Source organism: Sphingopyxis sp. EG6, from assembly GCF_003609815.1.
In the GTDB taxonomy this organism is placed as follows: Bacteria; Pseudomonadota; Alphaproteobacteria; order Sphingomonadales; family Sphingomonadaceae; genus Sphingopyxis.
Map to the genome: position 1 here is coordinate 1,484,354 of NZ_AP017603.1, position 25,875 is coordinate 1,510,228.

Below are 25,875 nucleotides of genomic sequence, written 5' to 3' on the forward strand. Positions count from 1 at the left end.
GCCGTAGGCCCGGCTTTCCGGCTGTACGTAAATCCGCTTTGGCGATGGTGCTGCTTTCTGCCACCATGCTGGCGGGATGCGCGACGTTCAAGCCGCCCACCATCAGCTATGACAGTGACGTGCCACCTCTGCCGGCGGTGCCGACTCCAGTCACCGAGCAACCGCCGCGGCCGTTGCATACGCCGCCCGCCTGGACGCCCGCGCATGGCGGAACCGCCGCGAACACGCCAAGCGGCCGCGTCGAGAACGCCAACGCCGCCGCCCGCGTCGAACCGCGCCGCGAGGGCTACTACAATGCGATCCAGATCTATCCGTGGAGCGAAGGCGCGCTCTATCAGGTCTATGCGGCACCCGGTCAGATCACCAACATCGCGCTCGAACCCGGCGAAAGACTGACCGGCGCTGGCCCGATCGCCGCCGGCGACACCGCCCGCTGGATCATCGGCGATACCGAGAGCGGTTCCGGCCTCTCGCGCCGCGTCCACATCCTCGTCAAGCCGACGCGCCCCGACATCACCACGAACCTCGTCATCACGACCGACCGCCGCATCTACATGCTCGAACTCAGGGCGGAAGCGAAGCCGTACATGCCAGCCGTGGCATGGGCCTATCCCGTGCCCCCGGCATCGCAGCGCGCCAACACCCCGGCGACACCGATCATTCCCGCAGCCGCCGCACGTCACTATCGATACGGCATCACCGGCGACACACCGCCCTGGCGGCCGGTCTCCGTTTATGACGACGGCCGGCGGGTCTATGTCGAGTTTCCGCGCGGCATCGTCCAGGGCGAAATGCCGCCCATCTTCGTCCTCGGCGCCGACGGCGAACCCCAGCTCGTCAACAGCCGCATCTACCAGAACATCCTGATCGTGGACCGCATCTTCGGCGCCGCCGAGTTGCGTCTCGGCGGCGGCAACCGCCAGCAAACCGTCAGGATCGTGCGAACCGATGGGAAGCCTGCATCATGAGTGATACCGACAACGACACCCCCGAACCACGGCAGCCATCGGGGCCTTTTGTCGATTCAACATCGCCCATGCGCCTGCGCGCCGAGTCTCCGCGCGTCACGCGGCTGTCGCGCAAGGTGCTCGCTGGCGCGGCCGCCGTTGCCCTTGTCGGCATCGGCGGTTCCCTCATCTACGCGCTCCAGACCCGCGATCCCGGCAAGAGCGGCGATGAACTCTATTCGACCGATAATCGCGCCACGGCCGATGGCCTGGCCGGCCTGCCGCGCGATTATACCGGGCCTGTGCTTGGTCCGGCGCTACCGGGAGATCTCGGCCGCCCGATTGTCAGTGCACAGAACCAGGGCCAGCCTGTCGTACCGCCCGCCATGGCAACCCCGCAGGCTGACCCCGAGGAGCAACGCCGTCTCGCCGAGCTGGAAGCGGCGCGCACCAGCCAGGTGTTTTTCGATGCTGGCCCGGTCTCAACGTCGGCATCCGTCGGCATGACCAGCCCCGGCCTTGCCGGTGTGGGAACAGGTGCGCAACCAGGCACCCAGACCGCGCAGGATCGCCAGCTTGCCTTCCTCAACGCTCCCGTCGACCGCCGCACCATTGCCGCCGACCGCATCATGGCGCCGGCGTCGCCTTATGTCCTCCAGGCGGGCGCGGTCATCTCGGCCGCCCTCATCACCGGCATTCGTTCCGATCTGCCGGGGCAGATCACCGCCCAGGTGACTGAAAATATCTATGACAGCCCGACCGGGCGCATCCTCGTCGTTCCGCAAGGAACGCGCATCATCGGCGAATACAGCAACGACGTCGGCTTCGGACAGCGTCGTATCCTCTTGGTGTGGAGCCGCCTCATATTCCCCAACGGACGCTCGATCGTGCTCGAACGCCAGCCCGGCGCAGACACGCAGGGCTATGCCGGTCTGGAGGATGGGGTCGATTACCACTGGTGGGATCTCGCCAAGGCCGCTGGCCTCTCGACGCTTCTTTCGGTCGGGGCCGAACTCGCCGTCGACGACCAGGACCGACTTTTGCGCGCAATCCGCAACGGCGGACAGGACACCATCAACGACGCAGGCCAGCAGATCATCCGCCGCCAGCTCAATATTGCGCCGACGCTGACCATCCGGCCGGGTTTCCCGGTCAGGGTGATCGTCACCCGCGATCTCGTCCTCGAACCCTACGGAGGCTGACATGACGAAATTGAAGCTCGGTCCGATCATGGAGGAAAAGCCGGTCAAGGCGACGCTGGAGCTACCGGCATCGCTCCACCGCGATCTCACCGCCTACGCCGAAGTGCTCGGGCGCCAGACCGGCCAGCCTGTGCGCGATCCCGTCCAGCTGATCGTACCGATGCTGGAGCGCTTCATCGCAACCGATCGCGGGTTCGCCAAAGCCCGCAGAGCGAAACCCGTCGGCGGTCCTGGTTCATAGTTCCGCGCCTTGGCTGCGCGCCAACACCTTCGCCATGCTGACGAAGCGCCTGAGCGCCGGATTATCGTTCTTCGGCGACCATACGCCGCTAAAGGGAAGAACCTCGCCGACGATTGGCCTGTAGCAGATGCCCGGCACATGGGCTGCTGTCGTCGCCTCGCTTGTGACCGTGAGCCCGCTGCCGATCGCGACAAGCGTCAACAGATTATCGCGCCCGACAAACTGTGATTGTATTTTCGGATGGTGGCCGAGATCAGCGACCCGCTGCACCAGATAGTCATGAATTTCCTGACCCGGAGGCACGTCGCTGACGATGAACGGCTCATGCGCGAGGTCATGCCAATGCACCTCCTCTTTCTGAGCAAGCGCGTGCGATTCAGGCAGCACCACGAAAACACGCTCTGACCAGAGATAGTCGGTCTCGCATCGTGGCCAGTCCAAGGTCCCCGTCAGAAAGGCGATGTCCAATCGGAACTGCCGGATCGCTGCGACATGCTCTGCGGGGTTGCCGTCGGCGACCTCGATATGGACGCCAGGATGCTCCTCGGCAAAGCCACGCAGCAGGTCGGGGAGAAAGCCGGATGCCAGCGAGGTGAAAATACCTACCCGCAGATGGCCTTCCTCGCCGCGCCCGACCGCGTCCACGATCTCCGTGCCTTCGTTGACGTAGCGAAGGACCTTTCGCGCCTTCGACAACAGCCGCTGCCCTGCGACGGTCAGGCACACGCCGCCGCTATGGCGATGAAACAACGCTGAACCGAGCCCATCTTCCATGTCGCGAATCCGGCGACTGATCGTGGACTCCTGCACACCGAGCGCTGCACCCGCCTTTCGAAAGCTTCCATGCTCGAAAGCTGCAACGAAATAGCGCAGATGTCGAAAGTTCATACTCACACCTGGAAATTGTCCGGGGAGTCCCCTTATCCCGAATGCTTGACAGAGACGCTGCGAGGCTTGCCAAACCGATTTCCCAGCGTGACGACAAAGTTCGTCGGCGTTCCCCGGCCACACTGGGTAACGCCGACCGGCTGTCACTCTACGGATTTCTCTATGAATCCAAGTGTATTGGCATTCTCGACCAGCGTCCGAACCTTGGCGCGATCGAGACCGTCAGGCACTTCGGCGTCAATCTCAAGTCGGATCTTCACCTGGCTGCCCGGCAGCGTCGTCAGTTGTTCGACGATCGCTTCGACGATCTGATGGATGTCTCGAGCCGGTCGCTCCGGTGAGATCATCACGGCACCGGAAAAGCGCGTCGGCTTCTTGTCCGCTGGAGGTGCCGGCGGTTCACCGTCCGTCGATTGTCCATCTGGCGCTGGCGTACTGTCGCCGGGTCCTGAGGGCGTGTCACCGGTTCCCGGCCGCACCGGCACCGGACGGTGCGCTTCGGCTACCTCGGGTCTCACGATTACACTGTCGCTGTCGATCACCACCACGGCGCTGATCGCCCGCTCGATCGCCAGCCCCATATAAGTGTCCGACTTCTCGTCCCATCGTTCGGCATAGGCGAAGGGACCGGGCAACATCCCGCTCACGGCCGCCTGCACGGCTTTGACCAGAACGTCCTGTCCCTTGAGACGCGGCAAATAGATGTAGCGATTGAGATATTCCCGCAGATCCTTCAGCGACAGTCGCGGCTTGTCATTCCAGATGTATTTCTGGAGATCGCGGTCGAGGCGCGACGGCCCCAACTCCACGAGCAAGCCCTCTTCCGCCACCAGCTTTTTGCTGGCCCGCGCCAGCAGCCCATCCTGCGCCGGAATCTTACCCGATACCCACTCCCAATCGGCTTGGGCGCTTTCCTGGGCCGGGTAATGCAGATAGCACCACGCCTCTTTCAGGCGGGTTTTCATCGTCTCGTTCGCTTCAGTCAGCTTTGCCTTGGCCAGCGCGCTATCGCTCTGGGTGAGGTTCAGCCGCTCCGTATCCCGCACGATCTCGCCCCAGGCGAGCGACGCGCGCACGGCGTCTTTCAGATGATCAAGCTGGCGGGCTTCCGCGGCGATGAACACCAGCATATTGCGATAGACGCGCGGCGTGCTGCCACGCTGCGTGAGGATATCTTTGGCCTCGACCAGCGCCTCCGAACCATCACGTCCGTTATGCGGGTGTTTGACACCCAGCACGACGGCGCGGACGCCGCCCGCTTCATCGGGGACTTCTGCTGATGAGGCCGGCGCGACCTGCACGGCATCAAAATGGCCGCGATCCGTGAGCCCATTCACGTATTTTCCGAGTTCGGCGTCGATCGTCACGTCGACCAGCGCCGTCTCGATCTGCGCCGCCTTGTCCGCCGCGATGCGGTTGAGACTCGCCGACATGGAATACCAGTAGCGGCCGAGATCAGCGTGCATGAACTTGGCTTGGTTGGTCAGCCGGCGTAGTGCGTCGCCAAAGATCGCCGGACGCTCGCCGGGCTGCACGACCCCGAGATTGATCTGCTTGTCGTCGAGGCCGGTGTTCTGCTGCTGATGGGTGGGCGCTGTGCCCATGAAGACCGCGCGGGCGACGCGCCGAGTTGCCGAATACCGGTTCAGGTTGGGCGCCGACTGATCGATCTTATAGGGTGTGGACGTCGTGCCATCGACATCGCCAGCGATGATCGACTGCCAGGTCACATCGAGGTAGTGGAGCAATTCCGGCTCCACGCGCGGGGAACTCACGGCGACACTGCCCGGCATGATCATCACCGATGGATCGCCATTCATCCAAAGCTCATGGATGGCCTGCGCCATCAACCGCAGCACACCGCGCGTGCGCTGGAATTTTTCAAGCGATCCCCAGGTCGCATAGAGCTGGTCGAACAGCTCGGGATGGATCGGATAGGCTTTTTCCAGCTTGCGCCTGTAGTCCTCATCCGCGCAGCCCTGCGGGAAGTCGTTGGCGTTCTCGCGATACAGCTTCGCGAACTGCTTCAGCGTGTTGTCGCGGTGATGAAACTTATCGCCGGGGATGTCCTTGAACAGCCGCCGCCGAACAATCTCATAGCTTTCTTCCTGGCTCGCCGGCCGCCATGACGACTCGACACGGCTGAAGGTCTGCTTGAGCCGCGCCAATGCCTCCTGGCCGCCTTCGCCGCCAACCTCGATCTGTGATGCCGGCAAGGAGGCGACCAGCAGAGTGCCGGGGCTGGCCTTGACCGCCTCGGTCAGCGACTGGACGAAGGACAGGTTCGCGTCGAACGATCCCGACGGCAGCCCTTCGACTTTGTAGATTTGCCTCAGATAGGCGACCCATTCGTCGATCAGGATCAGGCACGGCGCGTATTTCTTGAAGATCGCCTCGAGAAGATGGGAGCCTGGCGCGATGCCGTTGGCATCATTCTCGGCGACCATGGCGAAGGCTTCTGCCCCGCCGAGTTGCCATGCCAGTTCGCCCCATGTGGTACGGATCTTCTGGCCGCTATCGGTATTGAGGACATCCTGTGGTCCTCGCGACGTGCCGACCAGCACCGCGCGATTGACCTTCTGAGGCACGCTCAGCTCGTGCTTGTCCAGCAAGCGGTCAAGTCCGGACAGGTCCTGTACCGGCGTTCCACCCGCCATGTGATAAAGGGCGAGCATCGAGTGGGTCTTACCGCCACCAAAATTGGTTTGCAGTTCGACCACCGGATCGCCGCCGCTGCCGGCAAGCCGTTTGGCGGCGCCAACCAGAAGCGTGCTCAAACCCTCGGTGAGATACGTCCGGCTGAAGAACTGACCAGGGTCACGATACTCGGCGGGCGCGCTGCCAGAATGGACTTTGGCAAGGTCCGCCGCGAACTCGGCCTGCTGGAATTCGCCAGTCGCGACGTCCGGATGCGGTTCGACCACTTCGCGCCACGGGAGCAATCCCGCCACGGTTTCGACCGAGATATCCAGCCGCTGGGTTTTTCGCCGCTCCTCGTTGCGCTGAAGCTCTGTGAATTTGGTCCGGAGGATCGTGTCACGCATCTTCGAGAGCTGCTCGGCAACCTCGCCAGCGCTGATCGACTCCATCAGCCGCCGCATCGTGTCCAACGCCCGCTCGGCATCGTCGTAGGTGAAGGTCTCGTTGTGCGAGAGCTTGTTGCGGACATCGAGCAGTTCGGAAACATAGGAGCGTTCGGGATGCCCAAGCACCGACGCGAAGGCATCCTTCCAGAATGCCATCATGGTCTTGAGCAGACCCTGCTGATCCCAGCCGACCTCTCCTGCCGAATTGGGCTTGAGACCCTGTACTCGCTGCACGACCTCGATCTGCCAATGTCCCTTGACGGAGGTCTCCAACCGCTTCTCGACGAATGGAATGAGCGCTGCGGGGAGCAGCTCCATTCCTTCGAAAACATATTGCCGCGTGCTTTTTGCCACGTCCCGTTCCCCCTCAAATATCCAGGCGGATCTGACGATCCCCGCTTGTGTCGTGGATGGCTGCTGCCGCCTTCGTCAGCTCGGTCCAGTCGGCGATCAGGGCGTTGTACGCCGTGGCCTCCTTCGCATCTTTCCGCTTGTTGGCGCTGATGTCGTAGAGACAATAGGCGAGATCCTTCACGGCCTCAGCCTGTGTACTGATCTTCTTCAACAAGACGGCGGTGTCGTGTGAGATACCGTCCTTCTCGTGCCGACCGACCAGATGCTGGAGGCATTCCCACACCGTCAGGTGGCGGTCCTCTTCCGGGTCCCAATCTTCGTCTAGCTCGTCGCGCGTCAGGATGCGCACCTTGCCGGCGGCACTTTCGACGATGCCGGCGTGCTTGACGCTATCGACCGAGATGCCCCGCGCGGTCGCGATACTGTTGGCTGTACCATAATCTCCCTTGCCCATGCCGTGCTGCTCGAACCAGGTGATGGCAAAGCGGGTGTCAGCATCGAACTCGCCTTGAATACCACCAAGATATTCGTCGAGTTCCCGGTTGATAAGCTGGAGCGCGGTCTTCACGCTCATCGGGCTGTCGTCAGATTCGAGGACGGTCTTGTAATGCGAAAATACCCCCATGCCGGGACCAATGGCCGATTGCGGCATGTCGGCTGGCGCAATGTTTGCGACTTGCAGTTTCGCAATTGCAGCAGGCAACTCACGCTTTAGAGCCCGCAAGAACTCTGCCCGACTAACGCTGATAGCGTTTTCGTCTCTCTTTCTACAGACTAGGACCACGGAACTGGCGAGCGCATTGCTTCCGATCCCTCTAATCCTAGATGTCTGCTCAGATCGAACTGGCCACGTTGCGCTTATATACATACCTGCATCGATTATGGCCTGAATGAATGTTGCCCATCCGGTAGAACTGATTCCATCTTTTTCGATCTCGCTCTGTTTGAACGCGTAGTATATTGAGAGCGGATATTCGGCGCTCGCCTGCAGCGCCATGCTCCGCATAGCTTTCGTCATACCATCCAGGAAGAATTGCTCTGCAGCTTTACCCCCACCGTGTCGAGCCGGCGTAGCTACCAGCTCTTCAGATTTTGGTGTCTGGATAAAAGAGAATAGGTCCGGATACACATCACTTATGCTTCTCTTGAGCCACACATAGAAGAAATCCGAAAGATCCGCATATCCAATATTGTCGTAATACGGCGGGTCGGTCGATATGACAGCGTCAGGTCCGTAAATAACCGACTGTGCATCATGCTGCCATGCGACGCCAGGAGTGTCCGTTATCAGGCGGGACAGGCATTTCGCTTGATATTCAGTCGCTGGCGCAAAGCCGCCCACGACGTCAGCAAGAATATTCGCCTCAGCGAAGTCCCAGACCATAGGTATAGCTTGCCGACCAAAAAGATTCATCGGCTTCTCGTTACTTGAACTCCAACGCACTAGAGAGTTATTGAAATCTGCCGCCCTATCGATCCCGAATGCCAAATATATGCTCACCGCCTCAGCATACGCCTTAGCACCTACACCGCCATCCCGTAAGGAAGGCTCACTATCAGCCATTCCTCCCGCGAGAGCCGCAACCTCTATCTCGCCGCGTACGTCCTTTATGATTTCGCCCAATGTATTTAACGCGACAATCTGTCTTTGAGTAAATAAATCACTCCATTTTGACATTCCGTAGTTGCCCACTCGGAATCCTAGTCCCTGCTGGAAAAACTCGGCTTCAGGCTTCCATTCCGAAACTTGCGAGAAGGCAACATCCTCATGATGTTGCGAAGGGGGAAGATATATGCGACCGCCCTTTCCATCGGCGACGATTGCCATAAGCGTTTGCCCTAGTTCACCCTTGAGGCCGCATTCCTTAATGTATTCTGGAGTGATTGCAGTCTCGGAAATAGGACAAACAAAGTTGGCCCTCCCAACCTTCGTTCCTTCCTTCGCCTTGTCGATTTCTGCCTTGGTGCCGCCCTTGCGGATCCGATATTGAATCGTCTTCGTCGCCTTATCGATTTCAAGAGATATCCAGCTCTCTTTTCCTTTCTTCGTGCTGAGGACGAAATTTGACGCTATCGGCACTCGCACGTTGGAGAAGGCGGGATCGGGGCTCGGTACCGTTCGCGCCCATATCCACGCGATTACGGTCGCTTTCTGGCCTCCCAGCTCTTTGGGCAAGTCAACCTTCGGATACAGTTGGCCAATACGCTCTACGGCGCGCTGTCGAACACGCTCACCGTAATATGTGACGTCCTCGGCCAAGCCTTCGGCATGACGGTAGTGATTCCGATCACTGGGTCCGGGATGGACGGGCTTCAGTCCTTGAAATCTAGGCGGTATTTCGATCATTGCCTTGCCGATCATGACAGCGACAGGGTTTAAGTCGCTGCCATGCGCGGGAAGACCAAGTCTTTGCGCCTCCGAAGTTATTGAAAAACCTCCAGAGAAGGGATCATAAACCGATGGAAGAGTTCCATTGCAGGATCTTAATATTTCTACCCTTGCCTCTCGGAACAACTCTTCATCGTGACTGTTTTTCCAATCGGACAATCTCTCTATAATATTGAACAATCGATTTCGTTCTACCTGTTGCGCCTCTTCCGTTGAAAATTGAGCAGGATCGCTCGAAGGGTCGTCAACGAGTTGCGCAAACAGGAATGAACGACACGCCACATGAGGGCGCCGTGCCCACCAATGGTGAATTCCCCGCGGGTGCGGGCCTATCCCTGGCATCTTCTCATAGGACGAACCCGCACTGATCGCCTCCAAAGGGATCGCGACCTCAATGAGCTTCTTCTTGATGTTATTCGTCGAGGTCATAAACGAGCCTGTAGGTTGCGGGGTGAATGGTAAGTTCGCCGCCGTCGCGCAGTGCGCGTAGGCGAACGCCCGTCATCTCGACGGGATCACCCTCCGGGTTGATGAGAATGAACGAATAGAGGTCCGGCTTCTGGTCAAGCAGCCCCCAGACGTCGGCCTCAAGCTGGAGCGGTTCATGCTCCAGGCAATGGTCCTTGGGATAGTAATAACGCAGGATCTCACCGCCTGCCGAGCGGCGCTCCCACGGAAAGCGCGTGCCGTTACCGCGGCCGATCCAGCTCCCGTCCGCATGGAAGAAGCGATCCTCGCCGTCAGCCTCGTAGCCCTGGCTCAACGCGAAGCGCGCCATGACACTCGGGCGTGGGGGCTTCGGCACGGCGCGGGGCTTGGTCACCACCTCTGTTTCGATCAGTTCGCGATCCGACTCCCCGGCCGGCGAGGCGGGTTCAGGCTGGTTTGCGGGCTCATCGTCCTCCGCCGGGTGGAGATCATCCGCATCAACCGGCTCGGCATCACCGTGAGCGTCTTCGGCAACCTGGTCGACGTCCTCGTCATCGCCGGGTTCGGCAGCGGGCTGTATCTCGGCAATCGGTAGGGCGACGATGAGCTCAGGGCCGAGTGTGAAATTCTCCTCGAGATATTCCCTGATGTCCTCGGGCGAACGTTCGAACGCATAGGCCAGTGCCGCGCGAATATCGGCGCTCAGGCTCCTGCCAATCTCCTCCGGCACACGCTTGGCGAGCTTGGCCTTCGATAGCGGGCTGACGAACAGCTTGCGGTCAAGCCACAGGATGTCGGTGAGCCGGGGCGTACCGGCCGGCACGCCATCAAGGTACGGGATGACCTCCAGCTTGGAGCTCTGGACCCAGCTCGTCGCCGCGATCGCATCAGACAACGTCCGCACACGCTCGGTCTCGGCGGCATCGGCCAGCTCGATCCGCCCAAGCTGCGTTCCGAACGCCGTTAGCCAGGCGCGGCGATCATCCACGCCGTCCAGCAACGACGGCTGGTTGAAGCGTTCCTCAACGAGTTCCGACAAGACCAGCAAGGCCGAGAATGGCGGCGCCTGCACGGTCTCCCCCGACAGCCGCTGAAAATCGGCGGTCTTGCGCTTGACCCATTCGTGCAGATGGCTCCACCGGAACAGCGTCTGCATACTCAGGCCATAGGCGAGCGTCTCAACCGGCGCCCACTCACCCACCAGATTCACCCAGTGCCCGCACTCTTCCCATATCCGGGTCGGGTATCGGATCAGCAACGTGCGAACACGCCGGACCTCATCGGCTGACAGCGCTTTCCCCGAGGCCAGCGTCCCAAGCCATTGCAGTGCCAGATCCGCGGACGGCCGATCGGCGACACCGATACGATGCCACAGACTGAGGTCGAGCACGGACGCGCGCACGACGGCGGCGCCGGGAACATCTTCCTCGTCTCCCGCCAGGAAAACGCCGCTGGTCGGCGCCCATGTCCCATCCTGGGCGAGGATCAGCTTCTCGGTCTTGAAGGCGTTCCTAATGTTCTGGGCATCGACGGTCGAGCAACCGTCAAGCATCTGATCCAAGCGGCGATACCACTTCTCGACTTCATGCGCTGGCGCCTTGTCGGATTTCGCCAGGGAACGCAGGCGGTCGAGCAGACGTCCCGGACCGCTGGGCGCGCTGCGAACGCTGAGAAGATCGAGCAGCGGGCGCGTCGTTTCCCGGTCGAGCAGCCCATGGACGAACGGCTCCACGTCGATCAGGGCTTCCGTCTCGGGTGTCCTGCGAACCAGGTCCGCTGGGAGCTGGATCATGTTGCGCGTGTCGGGCAGGCAGGGTTTGGCCCGCAGCTTCAGCAACCAATCCGCCAACAAAGGCTCCGACGTGACCGATCGCGTCGACCCCGTGGTCGCTACCTGCGACAGACGAGCGCCAGCGGTGCGCAACCAATAGGTATCGCGCTGATCTAGGATCTTGCCGACGATTTTGGTCCAGATGCCCGCGTCGACCTTCGACAGCGCCTCCCAATGCCTCCAGTAATCGGTAGAGAAATCCCAGTCTTCGATGACGAACTGGTTGGTAACATACGGATAATAGAGCGCACCGCGTGCTCCACGTGCCTGCGCTTCCGTCGTGAGCTGCTGTCGCCCATAGATATTCTGGCGCTTCTGGACGAACGGCACGAACGTCAGGAGACCGGAGCGGCCAGAGCCGATCCAGCGAAGCCAATCCTCCCGCGAGCAGGATTTGAAGCTCGCTACATAATCCCCGTGCAGGAGCTGGGTCTTCTGGACCGACTCAGGCAGCAGCTCCTCCAGCGCGCCATTCTCGTCGAACAACACTCCCTTGCCGATCGACCGAAGCGTTCGATCAACGCAGGCGTACCGGAAAGCGTCACCGATCGTGACGCCCAGCTTGGCCGCGATCTGGGCAAGCTGAATACACTCGGCGAGTTTCGGTTGGCCGGCGTTGAAATAGTCGGCAGCGACGCGCTCGATCACGGCATTGACGTCGCTCGTCCCATCGAGGCCGATCTCCTCCAGCACCGCGAAAGCCGCCTCGACCGTGTCGTTGCGGCTTTCCCCGTCCCCCTTGTCGCGGCGCTGCTCGGCGAGAAACCGGGTCCAGTTCTGGTTGAGGACGATCAGGTGGCCGGCGAGAAACTCCCAATCCTCTTCAGACTGAAGCAGCTTCTTCTCGCCGAGCCGCACGATCTCCGACGCCCCATAGAGCACGTCTTTGCCCTGCACAGGCACGATCCGCAGGGCGTCGGCGTCATGACATTGCCAGCCCGTCACTTCGGGCGCGATATAGGCCCATAGGTTCAATAGGTGTCGCCAGGTCGCGGGCCGAGGCAGGTGATTGCTACGCAGGCGCTCAAGTAAATCGGTCTTCGAGAACTCCTCGACCAAGCCCCAGTGAACGAGCTTGGTCCGGTTCTTGGCCGATACATGTTGGCACAGCGCCGACCGGGATTTGTCGTCGAGCAAGGCCATAGCCTGATCAGCCGGCCAGATGTCGAATATCTGCCGCGGAACAGTGATCGCGGCTTTGGCGCTGACGAGTTGCCCATCTTCGGTCAGCAGCATCGATCGGCCATCGATCGCCGCATCAAACGCCAGTTCGACGATCGCACCACACGATCCTTCGAGCGTGGACGCCTCACGATCAACATCAGGCAACAAGCCATAGGCATCCGAGCGATCCCGCGGGCTGGCCTTGGTCTGCTCCAGCCACTCAATCATCGCACTGGCGGCGAGTTCGCCGGCCCGGTTCAACAGCCAGCGATTGGTCGGCGAGGTCTCCGGATCCTTGATCTTGAGACGTGCCGGATCCTGGATAAAGGGTGCGTTGCAGGCGAAAGGTAGCGTCGTTTCCACGCCGGTCGGCAGCACGACATAGAGCCGGCCCTTGGCGCCGAGCACAATCTCCACCCGGCAGGGCGGGAAATCACCGCTATCCTCGGCCCCCAACATCCGCTCGTTGCGGATCTCGTCGAGCGCTTCGGCAGGAAAGGCTTCCTCGTCCGACCGCACGAGCAGGAAGGGATCGTTCGCCTTCTCGTCCAAAGCCATCCATTCGCTTTCGGCGATGGGGCCAGGTCCGAGACTCTGCCAATGCACCTCGCTGTCGCCGATCAGAAGGCGACGGATTTTCTTGAAGAACAGCAGCGACACCGGGCTTTTCAGCCACTCGTCGAGGTTCTTCTCGACTTCGCGGCGTAGCAGCGGGCCTGCAATTGCCACCTCGACGCGCGTGGTTCCAGACGTCAGGGAACGACTATCAATCCAGTGCGGCTGCGTGAACCGCGCGCGCTCGAACGCGACAGCCAGCGTCGGCGTGAACAGCTCGACCCGATCGCCCAAGCTGAATGTGCTCTTAAAGCCGATCCCTCGGAAGCCGATCGTGTGCAGCGCGCGCTTGTTGGAGTAGCCGAAGCGGCAGATCGATGCAAAGTGGGCCTCGATGAAGTCCTCGCCATTGTGCTCGAACACGAAGCGGTCGTTCTCGATCGATACCCGCGCCTCGCTAGCACCGGCGTCGTCAGCATTCTGGAGCAGCTCAGACAGAATATGGCGTGGGCTCTGCACCTGCTTGAAGAGCTGATGCCACGGCCCTGCAAGCTCCGGGTCCGCCTCAAGCTGGTCCCAGCGTTTGGTGGCGCGTTCCTGGATGGGCTGGAAATAGCCAGGAGGATCGTCGAGGATCGCTTCGATCTTGCGGCCCGCGCTCATAGCGGCAACTCCAGCGTCGAAGGCGTGGCGACCATTTCGGGTCCGCGCGGCGGGGCTGTCTTACGCCAGCCGCCCTTTACGGTCTGGATTGCAGAGATCGGCAATCGTCGCCCGGCCGGCAGTTCGTGCAGATCGCAAACGTGCCAGAACACCGCCCAGTGGCCCTGATTGTCGGACGTATATTGGCCCGTCGTCGGCGGGCGATGCATCATTTCCTTTGAATGCTTACCGTTTCCGCTTTCCTCGCAGCCCACATACCAACCCAGCCAGGACACGACAAAACTGAGCTTGGCCGGCACGTCCTCGTGGGATGGATAGATCAAGACCGGCACGCGAACGCCGCCGCGCAGTTCATCGACCTTGCGAAACAGCTCCCACTTCCGCGAGCCAAAGGCGACGAACCCGGCCTTGTGCGCGATGTCTGCGCCGGACTGAAGATGCTCCAGCGGCACCGGAGCGAGAATGGCAAAATCCTTCATCTCCATCACGCGCCCCTCCCTTGCGATCCGCACCGCATGAGACTGACGCGATAGCGATAGGCTGCAATTTCCTCGACCACGACGCGGTCCCCCGCTCGGGCGCAATACAATCGATAGAAAGCGCCGATCCAGCCACGGGCGCGGAAAAACTTCTTCTGGCCGTCGAGGTCGGTCTGGACCGGGTCCGTGCCGCCCCACTCGATCGTTAGATCGCGCTTCGCCCGCGTCGCCTTGTTTGACCCGCCAATGGCGTCGGCCGGGAAGCGGTCGAAGAAAGAACGGAGGTAGATGTGGTTGTTCGCGATGTTTCCGTCGGTGATCTCCACCTCGCCGATCACGCGCCCGGTCGTCGTCTGCAAGGTCGTCATGACCCGTGACGCCGGAGGTCGCACGGTCTGGGCGGTCGCGGTTGATGGCATCGTCTTCACCGGATCGATTACGTCCGGCTTGGCGTCATCCCACTCAATGTCGACATGCAGCTTACGACCGCGCTGGGAGACATCGACCTTCACCGTATCGGCGCTGCCGAACCGATCCTGCCGCGAAGCGCCAACCAAAGGCATCGCCACTTCCGGCTCGCCCATCGTGCCCCCGGCTCCGAGCTGGCTCGCGATACCATCGACGGCCGCATCGTCCAGTTCGACCCAGGTCACGGCGCCGCTCTTGTGCCGGTAAGCAACCGGTCGGTCGAGGCGGCGCACATCGGCAAGCTTCCAGGGCGTATTCCATTTCGCGACTTCGCCCGAACGGATCATATGCTCGGGAATACGGTGATGTTCGAACGTGGCGATCATCTCTTCTGGCGATAGCGGCGCGCCGGCCTCGATCAGTCTTGCCACGCCATAGACCGCCCCCGTGCCTTTGCGGATCAGTCCGAACCAATCGCGATGAGAAGCGCCGGTCGAGCGCATTTCCCAGTCCTTGGTCCCGCCAAGGATATAGCCAATCCAAGGATCGGCGATGATCAGACCCTTGGTGATCCTCATCGCGGCGCCTCCGCGCGCTCGAGCAGGCGCGGCAGATGAAATTGAATTGCCGTCTCGAGAAAGGACGGCTCGCGCTCGACAAGAGGGCCACGCACATAGCGCGGCTCATGGGCGAAGCCGCTGGCGACAGAGACGATCGCCAGAATGAACTTCTCCGGCTCGTGCAGCGAGGTGATGACCTCCTGCCGTGTGATCATCACGCTGTCGGCACCGTCGATGCGCCCCTTGACCTCGATGAAGCGTAGGTGCCCCGACTTCGGATCGTGCGAGGCGATGTCGTAGCCGACCTTCTGGGCCGATACGTCGACCGGCGCGTTCCCCAGTGCACGCTCGGCGGCCATGACGGCCTCCATCGCGGCAAGCTCGATCACTCTGCGTGCAGCGGGGTCTTCCGCAAAATGGTTCGGGACGCTTGGCGATTGACGCTCTTCGAGCAGGCCGCGCGGGATGACAACCATGCCACCACGGACACGCGGTGGCTGCGATGAGATGAAGCGCTCGCGCTCAAGCTGGTCCATTCGGCGCTTCTGCCGTTCGGCAAGGTCTTCAGCGCGGCGCTGGGCATTCTGCCAGTTCACCCGCGTCTTCTTGCCAGCCCGCTCCTCTTCCTTCAGCTCGAAGGCGCGCGAGTCCCAGTAGTTGATCTCCTTTTTGAGCCGGGCGCGAACTTCCTGCTCGACCTTTTCGATCTCGGGCAGGCGCCGCGCCTTGACCTCGGCGACATGACCCTGGGCAAGCTCGACTGTAGCGAACCGAATGGCTGCTTTTTCCAGCTCTGAGGTGAGCCAGCTCTCGTCCAGGAGGTCGCGCACGCTGGCAACCTCCTCCGTCGTCGCGGGCCGGAGATTCAAGTGCGGCGCAATGCCTGCATTGACGGTATTACCAGTCCTGTCGAGGGCCGCGAACTGGAGCCGTTGCGATATTACGTGCGGCTTGCCGGCGCTGGTAACACGACCGTCCTGGACAGTGTGCTCCAGTAAGAAGATCGCCGACAGCGCGTCGCCGGCATCAGTGTCATCCACCAGGATCGCACCCTGCCGCATGATCTGCTCGTATTGCTCGCGGATCATGCTGATCACGGCCTCGAGCAGCGGATGGCCGGGGCAGACGAAGGCTGCGACGGGCTGCTGGTTGATCTTGTCCTTCTCGAAGCAGATCCGCTCATACTGCGTCTGAATCGGCGCACCGGTCCCGATCTGACGATCCCGCTCGCGAATACGCACCGGGACGTGCGTGATCTCCCAGCGTCCTTCCTCGCGGCGCTTGATCCGGCCACCCAGATGCTGAAACGCCTCGACAAAGAAGCTCTGGATGTGGTGCGGCTGAAGGCGCTGCGCCTCGGCGCGCTCCATTTCAAGCCTCAATTCCTCGACCCTGGCCTCGGGCATGGTGTCGTTGGTCAGCGCGCGGCGCCGCAGCAGTTCGAGCAGGTTCGCCTGGTCGACCGCGCCATCGACCTGCTGGAAGAGACGCGCCTTGACCTCTTCCCTCTCGCCATACTGTATCGCCTCGAACAGCAGATCCTTGAGCGCCACGCCGTCGAAGAGTTCACCGAGCACGTCATAGACACGACCGCCCAACGCCTCGCGCGCTGCCTCCAGCTTTTCAAGAAGCCGGGCATAAACCTCGCCCTCGCGAGTATCGGCAGCGACAAGATTCCACAGATGGCAAACCTCAGTCTGACCAATGCGGTGGATGCGGCCGAACCGCTGTTCGATCTTGTTCGGGTTCCACGGCAGGTCGTAGTTGACCATGAGGTGGCCACGCTGAAGGTTCACGCCTTCACCGGCCGCATCATTGGCGATGAGGACAAGCATGTCCTTGTCCTGCATGAAGCGCTCGACGACCTTGCGTCGCTCCTCGCGTGACACGCCGCCGTGGATCACCTCTACGGCCTCAGGATTGCCAAGCCGCGACCGCACCTTGTCGAGCAGGTAGTGGAGCGTGTCCTTGGGTTCGGTAAAGATGATCAGCTTGCGTCGATTGCCGGCAGCATCGATCATGAGATCGTCGTCGAGAATACGATTGAGCTGAGTCCACTTCGTATCGACGCCGGAGCGAAGTACACCGAGCGCCATCGCCTCCAGGCCCTTCAGCGTCTCGACTTCGAGGGCGAGTTGTTCGACCGTCTCGGCCGTCGTCGCGCCCGTCGAGATCAGATCCTCAAGCTCGTCGATCTCATCCTGACCATATTCCTCGATGTTGCGCAGCATGTCGGCGTTGACTACCGATTCACCCATACCGGCCCGACGGCCTTTCGCGGCAAGGCGTGCCTCACCCAGCTCATTCTCCAGCCGCTCGCGGCGCCGCTTGAGTGACTGGTAGATGGCGGCCGGGGACGAGGCGAGGCGCCGCTGGAGAATCTGCAAGGCGAAGCCGACATTGTTGCGCTTCTTCCCGTCACCCTCGGCGAACCGCTGCACGCGGTTCATCTCGGTGCGCACATATTCAGTGACGGCGGTGTAGAGCGCAGCCTCCCCTTCCGAGAGCTGATATTTGACGGTGCGCGCGCGCCGCTCGGGGAAGAGTGGCCGGCCATCGAATCTCAGCAGTTCCTCTTTCGTCAGCCGCCGCATCATGTCTGCGGTGTCGGCGTAGTGGACGCCATCGCGGAACCGGCCTTCGAACCGATCTCCATCGAGCAGCGCCATGAAAAGCTGGAAATCCTCTTCCTTGCCATTGTGCGGCGTCGCCGACATCAAAAGCAGGTGCCGACATACTTGGCCAAGCTTCTGACCGACCTGATAGCGGCGGGTATATTTGACCTCGCCACCGAAATAGGTCGCTGACATGCGATGAGCTTCGTCGCAGATGATCAGGTCCCATTCGCGGGCACTCATGAGCTTCTCTTGAAGCTCCTCATTGCGCGCGAGCACATCGAGACGGACGATCAGCCGATCCCGGTCGCTGAACGGATTGCCCGACCGCGAGTTCTCGATCATGTCGCGAGAGAGGATATCGAATTCGAGATTGAACTTCTGGCCGAGTTCGTCCTGCCATTGCTCGACCAGACTGCCCGGCGCGACGACGAGACAACGCTCGAGATCGCTGCGCGCGATCAGCTCCTTCATCAGCAGACCGGCCATGATCGTTTTGCCGGCGCCGGGATCGTCGGCGAGGAGGAAGCGAAGCGGCTGCCGCGGCAGCATTTCGCCATAGACAGCAGAAATCTGGTGCGGCAGCGGCTCAACTAGACTCGTGTGAACCGCCAGATACGGATCGAAATAATGCGCCAGCTTGATACGGTTGGCTTCCGTCACCAGACGCAGCAGCGCGCCATCGGCGTCGAACGACCAGGGCCGCCCGTTCTGCTCGATCTCAAGACGGTGTTCGTCATCGCGATAAAGAACAGCCTCGGCCACCGCACCATTGTGATCGCGGAAAACGACATTGATCGCCTGGTCGCCGATCCAGTCCACCGAGATGACATGCACGGGCTGCGCGGAGGCCACCCCCCGCACAGACGCGCCGTTCTTTACATCTTCAAGCCGTGCCCCCATCAGTCAGCGCCCCCCCGATTCATTCATAGCTGAAGCCCCGATTTCTCTAGCGCGGCCTCCGTTTCCTTACGGTTTATCGTAACGATATGCTGCGTATGGGCGCTCTGCTTTGAGGCATCGCCAAGAAGCCCGAGGCGCTTCAAGACATAGAAGAGCATTGCGTAGCGCACCGAAAGCACGCTCTTGCCATGGTCCAGCCCATAATCCTTGGCGACGACTTTCTGTTGGCTCGCCGTAAGAGCCGGATGCGGCCCGACGATAACGTCGAAATAGTTATTCCAGAGCCAGTCCCGTTCACCAGTCTCGCCAGGCTCCCCATTCGCGCCGACGTCGAGGATGCGCGGCAGCAGGAAATCCTTGAACTTGTGTTCGAGGTGGCAATAGGCCCGCGTGTGCCAGCGGAAACCATCGTGACCGAAGGCGTGCGGCGTGATCCGTCGCCAGGTAGGTTCAGGCCGCAACTTGTTCATCGACTGGTAGAAGACGTCGATGGAGACGCCCTCGCGGCAGGCGTCGAGAATCTTCCTCAGAACCTTAATGTCGATGTCCCGCCTGGGGGTCAGCGCCACATCGGCGCTGGGGAGCGCCGCAATCCACGAGTCGTTCGCGGACACAGCCCCCTCGGCGACCGAGCGAAGCTGCGATAGATAGATGTACGGGTCCGGCTCCAGGAACCGCAGCACAAATTTCTCGGCAGCGACGTAGCGCTTGCCGCGGGTGTCATACTCCATGTTTCCGGGCGCACGCTCCTGATAGAGCGTCAAATCCTTGGAAGCCTGCGGCACCGACACACCAAACGCCTCGACAAGATCAGCCCGGTTGATCGAGCCCTCCCAAAACAGCCGAAACTCGATGAATTCGAGTCGGCGCCCCACCCCCCACTTCAGCGCCGTCGCGGCTTCTGCCATGTACCCTGCCTCGCCTAATGGGGATAAAAACTATATGGACAACTCGTCATAGTCCGTGTAATTATTATTCCCATTAGGGGGTTCCGTCAATGGTCGATCTGTCACAGTCAGCGAGGCAAAGAATGCCGCGGCACGGCTTTTTGGATCGGATCGATGGCGCGACGCACAGCCCCAAGCAAAACCCGGAAGGAGGACGACCATGACCATCGCACATCGATCCACCTTGGTCGTTCACGGCCGTCTCGCTATGCGGGAAAGCCGCCTTGCGGCGGGCCGTGCCTGCCAGCACGGCCTCCAGATCATGTCCTTCGAGCAGGCCGCCGTCCGGCTGGCCGGCGGTTTTGTTCGCCCGATCGATGACGAAAGTCTGCGCGCGGCCATCCAGACGGCCCTATCCGCCACGCCGATGGGCGAACTGGAGAGCATCAAAACGCTGCCCGGTATGATCGATGCGGCGGCTGACACGCTGCACAAAGCCTGGCGCGCGGGCATCAACCTTGCCGCACATGCGGCCGATGAACATCCCCGTCTCGCCGCCATCGCACGCCTGGAGGCGGGCGTCCTCGACCAGCTTCCGGCCGGCATGCTGCGGCCTCTCGACATCGCCGCCGCCGCGACTGAGCGCCTCGCCCACGCGCCAGCGGTCCTTGGTCCGATGGAGATCGTCGGGCTCACCGAACTCTCGCCCTGCTGGCGGCCGCTGCTCCAGGCACTCACCGCCCATATCCCCGTGCAGTGGACGGCCGGTCCCAGGAGCGTTCCCGCGTGGCTGGACGGCACGGGCGTCGCGATCTCTCGCGCACCGGCGCAAGCGCCGGGGATCAACGCCGTCAGCGCGGCGACGGCCTATCACGAGGCCATCGAGGCGATGCGCTGGGTGCGAGGCCTGCTCGCTTCGGGCGTCACCCCCTCGGAGATCGCCATCGCGACCGCCTCGCCGGCCGATTATGATGATCATTTCCTGGCTCTCCGCACCGATGCTAACATCGATCTGCACTTCGTCCACGGCGTCCGCACCGTCACCACCCGCGACGGCCAAGCCGCTGCGGCGCTGGCCGACATCGTGGTCCGCGGCATGTCGCAGTCGCGGTTGCGGCGGCTCACAGCGCTCTGTCGGGACAGCGGACCTTTCGAGTCGCTGCCCGAAGGCTGGCTGCGCGTCCTGCCGAGCGATGCGCCGCTCTCGACGCCGGGCGCTTGGAACCGACTGCTGGCGCGGTTGGCGCCGGAAGACTGGCCCGATGGCGCCGACCATACGCCGGCTTTGCGCGCGGCAGTCGAGACGCTGACGAAAGGGCCAGAGGCGGCCAGCGAGATTGGAGAAGCCTTCCTTAAGGGCCGAGCCCTCGCGATCTGGCGCAAGGCGCTGCTTGCCGGCCCCGCCGCCTCGGTCGATGCGACACTCGAGACCCTGAAGCAGGATGACGGACTGGAAGCCTGCATCTGCGTCGCCTGGATGCCGGCCAGCGCGCTGGCCGCGTCGCCCCGCCGCTTCGTGCGGCTGCTTAGCCTCAATTCGTCCCGCTGGCCGCGCGGGATCGCCGAAGACCGGCTGATCCCCGACCATATCATCGCGACCCCTGTGCTCGACCCGTTGCCGGTTAATCTCGCTGACCGGCGCGATTTCGAGACGATCCTCGCCACGACGGGCGATACCGTTGTCCTCTCGCGCGCGCGGCGTGACGCCGATGGACGTCTCCTGGGTCGCAGCCCTCTGCTCGCCGGACATGGCGACGAAACCTATCTGCGCCGCAACGCGACGCCAGCGCACGCCTTCAGCGAAACCGACCGCCTGATGGCCCGGCCCCAGGAATTCGCCGCCGATACGCAAGCCGTCAGCGCGCAAGGCTGCTGGCGCGACTGGCGACAGATCGAGATCACCTCCCACGATGGCTTGGTGCGGGCGGATCATCCGCTGATCCTCGCCATCCTCGGCCGGACCCAATCCGCCAGTTCGCTGCGCCGACTGTTGCGCAATCCACTCAGCTTTGTGTGGGTCTATGCCTTTGGATGGCGTGAACCGCAGAGCAGCGCCGAACCGCTCGTGCTCGACGCACTCGGAATTGGCGATCTTGTCCACCTGGTCCTCGACCAAGCCCTGCGCGATCTCGAAACCGGAGGTGGCCTTGCGGCCGCCGACGCGCAGACCCTCGAAGCCGCAGTGGCGCGGGCCGCGCAAGCCGTCGCCGCTGACTGGGAGAGCGAGCGCCCGGTTCCGCCGGCGGTCATCTGGGGGCGGACCCTCGACGACGCCCGCGTGCTGGCCAGCCGCGCTCTGTCCTATGGCGATGACCTTCTGCCAGGCGCGCGTTCCTACGGAGAGGTTCCCTTCGGTGGCTCGCAGCCGAAATCCGACGGGCAGACGCCTTGGGATACGAGCACGCCAGTCACGATCCCCGACACTGGCTTCAACATCGCCGGCTATATCGACCGGCTCGACATCGCGGGCGACGGCAAACGCGCCCTCGTGCGCGACTATAAGACCGGCCGCCCGCCGCGCGGCGACATCCGACTGAACGGCGGACGCGAGCTTCAGCGCTGCCTCTATGCGTTCGCGGTCAAGGCGCTGCTCGGCGATGACGTCGCGATCAGCGCCTCTCTGCTCTATCCACGCGATCCCGTCGATCTTCAACTCGACGATCCCGAGGCGGTGCTCGTGGAGATCACCGGCTATCTACGCGCGGCAAGGACGAGTCTCGCCGGCGGCGCGGCCCTGCCTGGACCGGATACCGGCGGCGACTACGACGACCTCGCCTTCGCCCTGCCGGCCAACGCCAGCGCCACCTACTGCAAACGCAAGATGCCGGCCGCCACGGAGCGGCTCGGCGAAGTCGCTCAGGTCTGGGAGGCGGAATGATGAGCAACGTGTCCAAAGTGCTGAAGGACGACGGCGCGCGCCGTCATGCGATCAGCCTTCATGATCGCTCCATCCTGGTCGAGGCGGGCGCGGGTTCGGGCAAGACCGCCGTCATGGCTGGGCGCATCGCCGCCATGCTCGCTGAAGGCGTTTCCCCGCGCGCCATCGCCGCCGTCACCTTCACCGAACTCGCCGCGAGCGAATTGCTCTCGCGCGTCCGCGAGTTCGTCGCGGACCTCTCGGCCGGCGTGATCGCGACCGAACTGCGCGTGGCGCTGCCCGATGGCTTGTCGGAGACCCATCGCCGCAATCTCACCGCCGCCAGCGCCGCGATCGACGAAATCACTTGCTCGACCATCCACGGATTTTGCCAGCGCCTGATAAAGCCCTACCCTGCGGAGGCCGACATCGACCCCGGCGCCAGCGTGATGGATCGCAACCGGGCCGATCTGACCTTCCTCGAGATTGTTGACGGCTGGTTGCGCGAGCGCCTGTCTGGCGGCCAAGGCGGCATCTTGGCCGAGATGGTGCTGCATAGCCCCGGCGAGACGGTGATCCTGATCCACAAGATCGCGGAGAACCTGCGCCGCCGCCCCACGCTGGCGGCCCAGTCCGTCTCTCCGCTTGACGGCCACCTGACAGCGTTCCGGCAGGCTGCGGCGGATTTCGCGGGCTTCATGGATGGCACGGCGGCAGCCGAGCCGGAAACGGTGACGATCGTCGAGCGGCTAGCCGAAATGGCGACCGCCCTGGCGACAGCTCCCGATCCGGGAACACCTACGGGCCTCGTCCAGCTCCTGACCTCGCGCCCCCACCCGGACCTTTGCACCAAGTCCGGCACCTTCGCTTCCTACCGCAAGAAAGGAAAATGGGCCGCCGCAGCCAAGCAAGCCGGTCTTTCCAAGGCCGACGGCGATCGGCTGAACGACGCGGCCGAGACCCACTACGCCGCCTGCTGCGATGCCTGGACTGTGCTTGTGCAGGTGGCCGCCGGCCATGCCCTCGCAGCGCTGATCGACGAGGCGCATCCCATCCTGCAACGCTATCGCGACCACAAGCGCGCCAGCGCCCAGCTCGATTTCGACGATCTGATTTTCGCCGCGCGCGCCTTGCTGCGTGACCACGATGCCGTGCGCTGGGCGCTGGGAGAGCGTTTCGCCCATGTCCTCGTTGATGAGTTCCAGGACACAGATCCCCTGCAAACCGAGATCTTCTGGCGTCTGTGCGGCGAACCGGTCGATGGCGATGACGACTGGACGCGGTACCAAATCCGGCCAGGCGCGCTCTTCCTGGTGGGCGACCCCAAGCAGGCGATCTATCGCTTCCGGGGCGCCGATGTCGGCGCCTATGTCCAAGCGCGCGATGCTTTCCGCGCCCAGGACGCCGACAGCCTCCTGTCGATCTCGACCAATTTCCGCTCCTGCGCCTCGATCCTTACCTTCGTCAACGAGCGCTTCGAGGCCGTGCTCTCGGCCGATGGACAGCCGGGGTTCACCGCGCTTGACCCGTTCCATGACGACCGGGGTGGCGTTTGCGTAGCGGCCCTCGACATCGCCGTGGCTGATGAAAACGGCAAGGCCAGCGCCGAACAGCAACGCGACGCCGAAGCCGACGCCATCGCCGAACTTTGCGCCCAGCTGATTGAAAGCCACCCCATCGTCGACCGACGCAGCGGCACGGAGCGCCCTTGCCAACCGGGCGACATCGCCTTGCTGGCGCCGACCGGCGCTGAACTGTGGCGCTACGAGGAAGCTCTGGAGCGGCGCGGCATCCCCGTGGCGACCCAAGCCGGCAAGGGGCTGTTCCGCCGCCAGGAAGTCCAGGACCTGATCGCGCTGACCCGTGTCCTGGCCGACCGCCGCGATACGCTCGCGCTCGGTGCGCTGCTGCGCGGGCCTCTGGTCGGTCTGTCCGAAGAAGAACTGCTCGACATCATCTGGGGGCTTCCCCGCTCGGAAAATCAGCCTGATCGGATTCCACGCCTGGATCTCGGCACCGACCCGGCCGTCATCACGCACCCGCTCGCGCGCGAGGTCATCGAACGGCTGCAATCGCTCTCCCGGCGTGGCAACAGCACGACCCCGCACGAACTGCTTTCACAGGCGGTGGACGTGATGCGCGTCCGTCCGCTTCTCCTCGAACGGCATCGCGGCCAGGCCGAGCGCGCGCTCGCCAACGTCGATCTCTATCTCAGCCTGTCGACCGGCTTCGCCGTGCGCGGTCTGCGCGCCTTCGCCGAGGCCATGGCGACGGCGTGGTCCGACGAGGTCCGCGCCGTCGAGGGGCGACCTGATGCACAGGAGGAAGCGGTCGCGCTCTTCACCATGCACGCGGCCAAGGGGTTGGAATGGCCGATCGTCATTCCGATCAATACTATGACCGGCGTGATGGCACCCGAAAGCGCCGTCCTCGACCGCCAGACCGAGACCTTCTATTGCCCGGTCCTGGGCGTCACGCCCGAAGGCTATGACGTCGCGCGCCAGACGGAAAAGGAGGAGCTGGACCGCGAACGCATCCGACTCTGGTATGTCGCGGCCACCCGCGCCCGTGAACTTCTCGTCCTCCCCCGGCTCGACATCACGCCGTCGAAATCGGCATGGATCGGTCTCGTCGATCTGTCGCTCACCGAACTGCCCTGCCTGGATGTCTCGCATCTGCCCGCCGGCCTCACGGCCGCGGGGACGGGAGCGAACAACGCCCAGACACGCGCGAACTTCGTCGCCGAAGCTGAAATCATCGCCGCTGCGCAGACGCGGCTGACCTGGCTTGCACCCAGCCGCGACGAAAACGCCGCCGGGGCGGTGCTCCGGGAAGAAGAGGCGTCTCTCTGGACCGGCTCGGCTGACGACCAGCCCCCCGAACTGGAAGCCGTTGCCCCGGTGCAGGGAGGCCGGGAGCGCGGGCTAATCCTCCACAAGCTCATCGAAGAGGTACTGACCGGGGAGATCCCGGAAGCCGAGGCGGCGCTGATCGAGCGGGCGGCCGACCTCATCCGCTCGCTTGGCCGATCGCCGGTCGCCGATCCAGCGACAGGGCTGTCGGCCGACGAACTGGCAGCCTGTGTCGCTCGCACTCTGGCTCTGCCTGACATCGCGGCCTTGCGACCCGGTCTCCTGGCCGAATTTCCCGTCTATGCCGCCCAAGCGAACGACGGCGTGGAAACCGCGACGGTCGGAATCGCCGACGCTCTGACAGTTGGCGCAGATGGCCGGCCAGTCGTGGTGGTCGACTGGAAGAGCGACGTGGACCCCGACGCTCAGACTCTCGATCATTATCATGCGCAGGTGCGCGCCTATCTCAACATGACCGGCGCCGAACGCGGACTGATCGTGCTGATGACGAGGGGAGCGGTAATTTCCGTCTCGCCTTCGCCGCAGACCGTGTCGGCCTGACGGA

General features: G+C 62.7%; 13 protein-coding genes. 5 read left to right on the top strand and 8 right to left on the bottom strand.

The window, feature by feature from the left end; genetic code table 11:
• The first annotated feature begins 44 nt into the window (after nt 1–44).
• The 3 genes from trbG to SPYCW_RS07375 all read left to right on the top strand — a co-directional run bounded on the left by trbG (nt 45) and on the right by SPYCW_RS07375 (nt 2,390).
• Nucleotides 45–968 carry a TrbG/VirB9 family P-type conjugative transfer protein gene (trbG, locus tag SPYCW_RS07365; protein ID WP_443029461.1) on the top strand — a complete coding sequence of 308 codons (924 nt, stop codon included), beginning with the start codon at nt 45–47 and terminating at the stop codon, nt 966–968.
• 68 nt (nt 969–1,036) lie between these two features.
• A complete protein-coding gene (locus tag SPYCW_RS07370; RefSeq protein ID WP_197715665.1) occupies nt 1,037–2,149 on the top strand; it encodes a TrbI/VirB10 family protein in 1,113 nt (370 codons plus the stop codon).
• A gap of 1 nt (nt 2,150) precedes the next feature.
• Nucleotides 2,151–2,390: a DUF2274 domain-containing protein gene (locus SPYCW_RS07375; protein ID WP_120216252.1), complete on the top strand. Its 240-nt coding sequence runs from the start codon at nt 2,151–2,153 to the stop codon at nt 2,388–2,390.
• On the opposite strand, the gene SPYCW_RS07380 is transcribed toward SPYCW_RS07375, so the two are convergent.
• From SPYCW_RS07380 to SPYCW_RS07415, 8 genes are all read right to left on the bottom strand, one after another.
• Nucleotides 2,385–3,278 carry a LysR family transcriptional regulator gene (locus SPYCW_RS07380; RefSeq protein WP_120216253.1) on the bottom strand — a complete coding sequence of 298 codons (894 nt, stop codon included), beginning with the start codon at nt 3,276–3,278 and terminating at the stop codon, nt 2,385–2,387. The genes SPYCW_RS07375 and SPYCW_RS07380 overlap by 6 nt on opposite strands.
• A 143-nt stretch (nt 3,279–3,421) precedes the next feature.
• The gene (locus SPYCW_RS07385; protein WP_120216254.1) at nt 3,422–6,718 is read right to left on the bottom strand and encodes a DUF499 domain-containing protein; all 3,297 of its coding nucleotides are present in this window, start codon (nt 6,716–6,718) and stop codon (nt 3,422–3,424) included.
• A gap of 13 nt (nt 6,719–6,731) precedes the next feature.
• Nucleotides 6,732–9,536 carry a DUF1156 domain-containing protein gene (locus SPYCW_RS07390; RefSeq protein ID WP_120216255.1) on the bottom strand — a complete coding sequence of 935 codons (2,805 nt, stop codon included), beginning with the start codon at nt 9,534–9,536 and terminating at the stop codon, nt 6,732–6,734.
• The gene (locus tag SPYCW_RS07395) at nt 9,520–13,749 is read right to left on the bottom strand and encodes a sacsin N-terminal ATP-binding-like domain-containing protein (protein ID WP_120216256.1); all 4,230 of its coding nucleotides are present in this window, start codon (nt 13,747–13,749) and stop codon (nt 9,520–9,522) included. The genes SPYCW_RS07390 and SPYCW_RS07395 overlap by 17 nt, the downstream gene beginning before the upstream one ends.
• Nucleotides 13,746–14,234, bottom strand: coding sequence for a hypothetical protein (locus tag SPYCW_RS07400; protein WP_172595570.1), 489 nt, complete (start codon nt 14,232–14,234; stop codon nt 13,746–13,748). The genes SPYCW_RS07395 and SPYCW_RS07400 overlap by 4 nt, the downstream gene beginning before the upstream one ends.
• Nucleotides 14,234–15,214 carry a hypothetical protein gene (locus SPYCW_RS07405; RefSeq protein WP_120216257.1) on the bottom strand — a complete coding sequence of 327 codons (981 nt, stop codon included), beginning with the start codon at nt 15,212–15,214 and terminating at the stop codon, nt 14,234–14,236. Before SPYCW_RS07405 ends, SPYCW_RS07400 begins: the two co-directional genes overlap by 1 nt.
• A complete protein-coding gene (locus SPYCW_RS07410; protein WP_113480814.1) occupies nt 15,211–18,714 on the bottom strand; it encodes a protein NO VEIN domain-containing protein in 3,504 nt (1,167 codons plus the stop codon). Before SPYCW_RS07410 ends, SPYCW_RS07405 begins: the two co-directional genes overlap by 4 nt.
• Nucleotides 18,715–18,737: 23 nt before the next feature.
• Nucleotides 18,738–19,622 (bottom strand): WYL domain-containing protein, encoded by an 885-nt coding sequence (locus SPYCW_RS07415; RefSeq protein WP_120216258.1) that lies wholly within the window; start codon nt 19,620–19,622, stop codon nt 18,738–18,740.
• 199 nt (nt 19,623–19,821) lie between these two features.
• On the opposite strand from SPYCW_RS07415, the gene SPYCW_RS07420 reads away from it, so the two are divergent.
• Both SPYCW_RS07420 and SPYCW_RS07425 read left to right on the top strand, forming a co-directional pair.
• Nucleotides 19,822–22,479: a PD-(D/E)XK nuclease family protein gene (locus tag SPYCW_RS07420; RefSeq protein WP_120216259.1), complete on the top strand. Its 2,658-nt coding sequence runs from the start codon at nt 19,822–19,824 to the stop codon at nt 22,477–22,479.
• Nucleotides 22,476–25,871, top strand: coding sequence for a UvrD-helicase domain-containing protein (locus tag SPYCW_RS07425; RefSeq protein ID WP_232014868.1), 3,396 nt, complete (start codon nt 22,476–22,478; stop codon nt 25,869–25,871). Before SPYCW_RS07420 ends, SPYCW_RS07425 begins: the two co-directional genes overlap by 4 nt.
• Nucleotides 25,872–25,875 lie beyond the last annotated feature (4 nt).

Bases quoted from the DNA above. Each gene is read 5' to 3' on its own strand.
- trbG (WP_443029461.1), top strand. From the start codon at position 45: ATGGTGCTGCTTTCTGCCACCATGCTGGCGGGATGCGCGACGTTCAAG.
- SPYCW_RS07370 (WP_197715665.1), top strand. From the start codon at position 1,037: ATGCGCCTGCGCGCCGAGTCTCCGCGCGTCACGCGGCTGTCGCGCAAG.
- SPYCW_RS07375 (WP_120216252.1), top strand. From the start codon at position 2,151: ATGACGAAATTGAAGCTCGGTCCGATCATGGAGGAAAAGCCGGTCAAG.
- SPYCW_RS07380 (WP_120216253.1), bottom strand. From the start codon at position 3,278: ATGAACTTTCGACATCTGCGCTATTTCGTTGCAGCTTTCGAGCATGGA.
- SPYCW_RS07390 (WP_120216255.1), bottom strand. From the start codon at position 9,536: ATGACCTCGACGAATAACATCAAGAAGAAGCTCATTGAGGTCGCGATC.
- SPYCW_RS07395 (WP_120216256.1), bottom strand. From the start codon at position 13,749: ATGAGCGCGGGCCGCAAGATCGAAGCGATCCTCGACGATCCTCCTGGC.
- SPYCW_RS07400 (WP_172595570.1), bottom strand. From the start codon at position 14,234: ATGGAGATGAAGGATTTTGCCATTCTCGCTCCGGTGCCGCTGGAGCAT.
- SPYCW_RS07405 (WP_120216257.1), bottom strand. From the start codon at position 15,214: ATGAGGATCACCAAGGGTCTGATCATCGCCGATCCTTGGATTGGCTAT.
- SPYCW_RS07410 (WP_113480814.1), bottom strand. From the start codon at position 18,714: ATGGGGGCACGGCTTGAAGATGTAAAGAACGGCGCGTCTGTGCGGGGG.
- SPYCW_RS07415 (WP_120216258.1), bottom strand. From the start codon at position 19,622: ATGGCAGAAGCCGCGACGGCGCTGAAGTGGGGGGTGGGGCGCCGACTC.
- SPYCW_RS07420 (WP_120216259.1), top strand. From the start codon at position 19,822: ATGACCATCGCACATCGATCCACCTTGGTCGTTCACGGCCGTCTCGCT.
- SPYCW_RS07425 (WP_232014868.1), top strand. From the start codon at position 22,476: ATGATGAGCAACGTGTCCAAAGTGCTGAAGGACGACGGCGCGCGCCGT.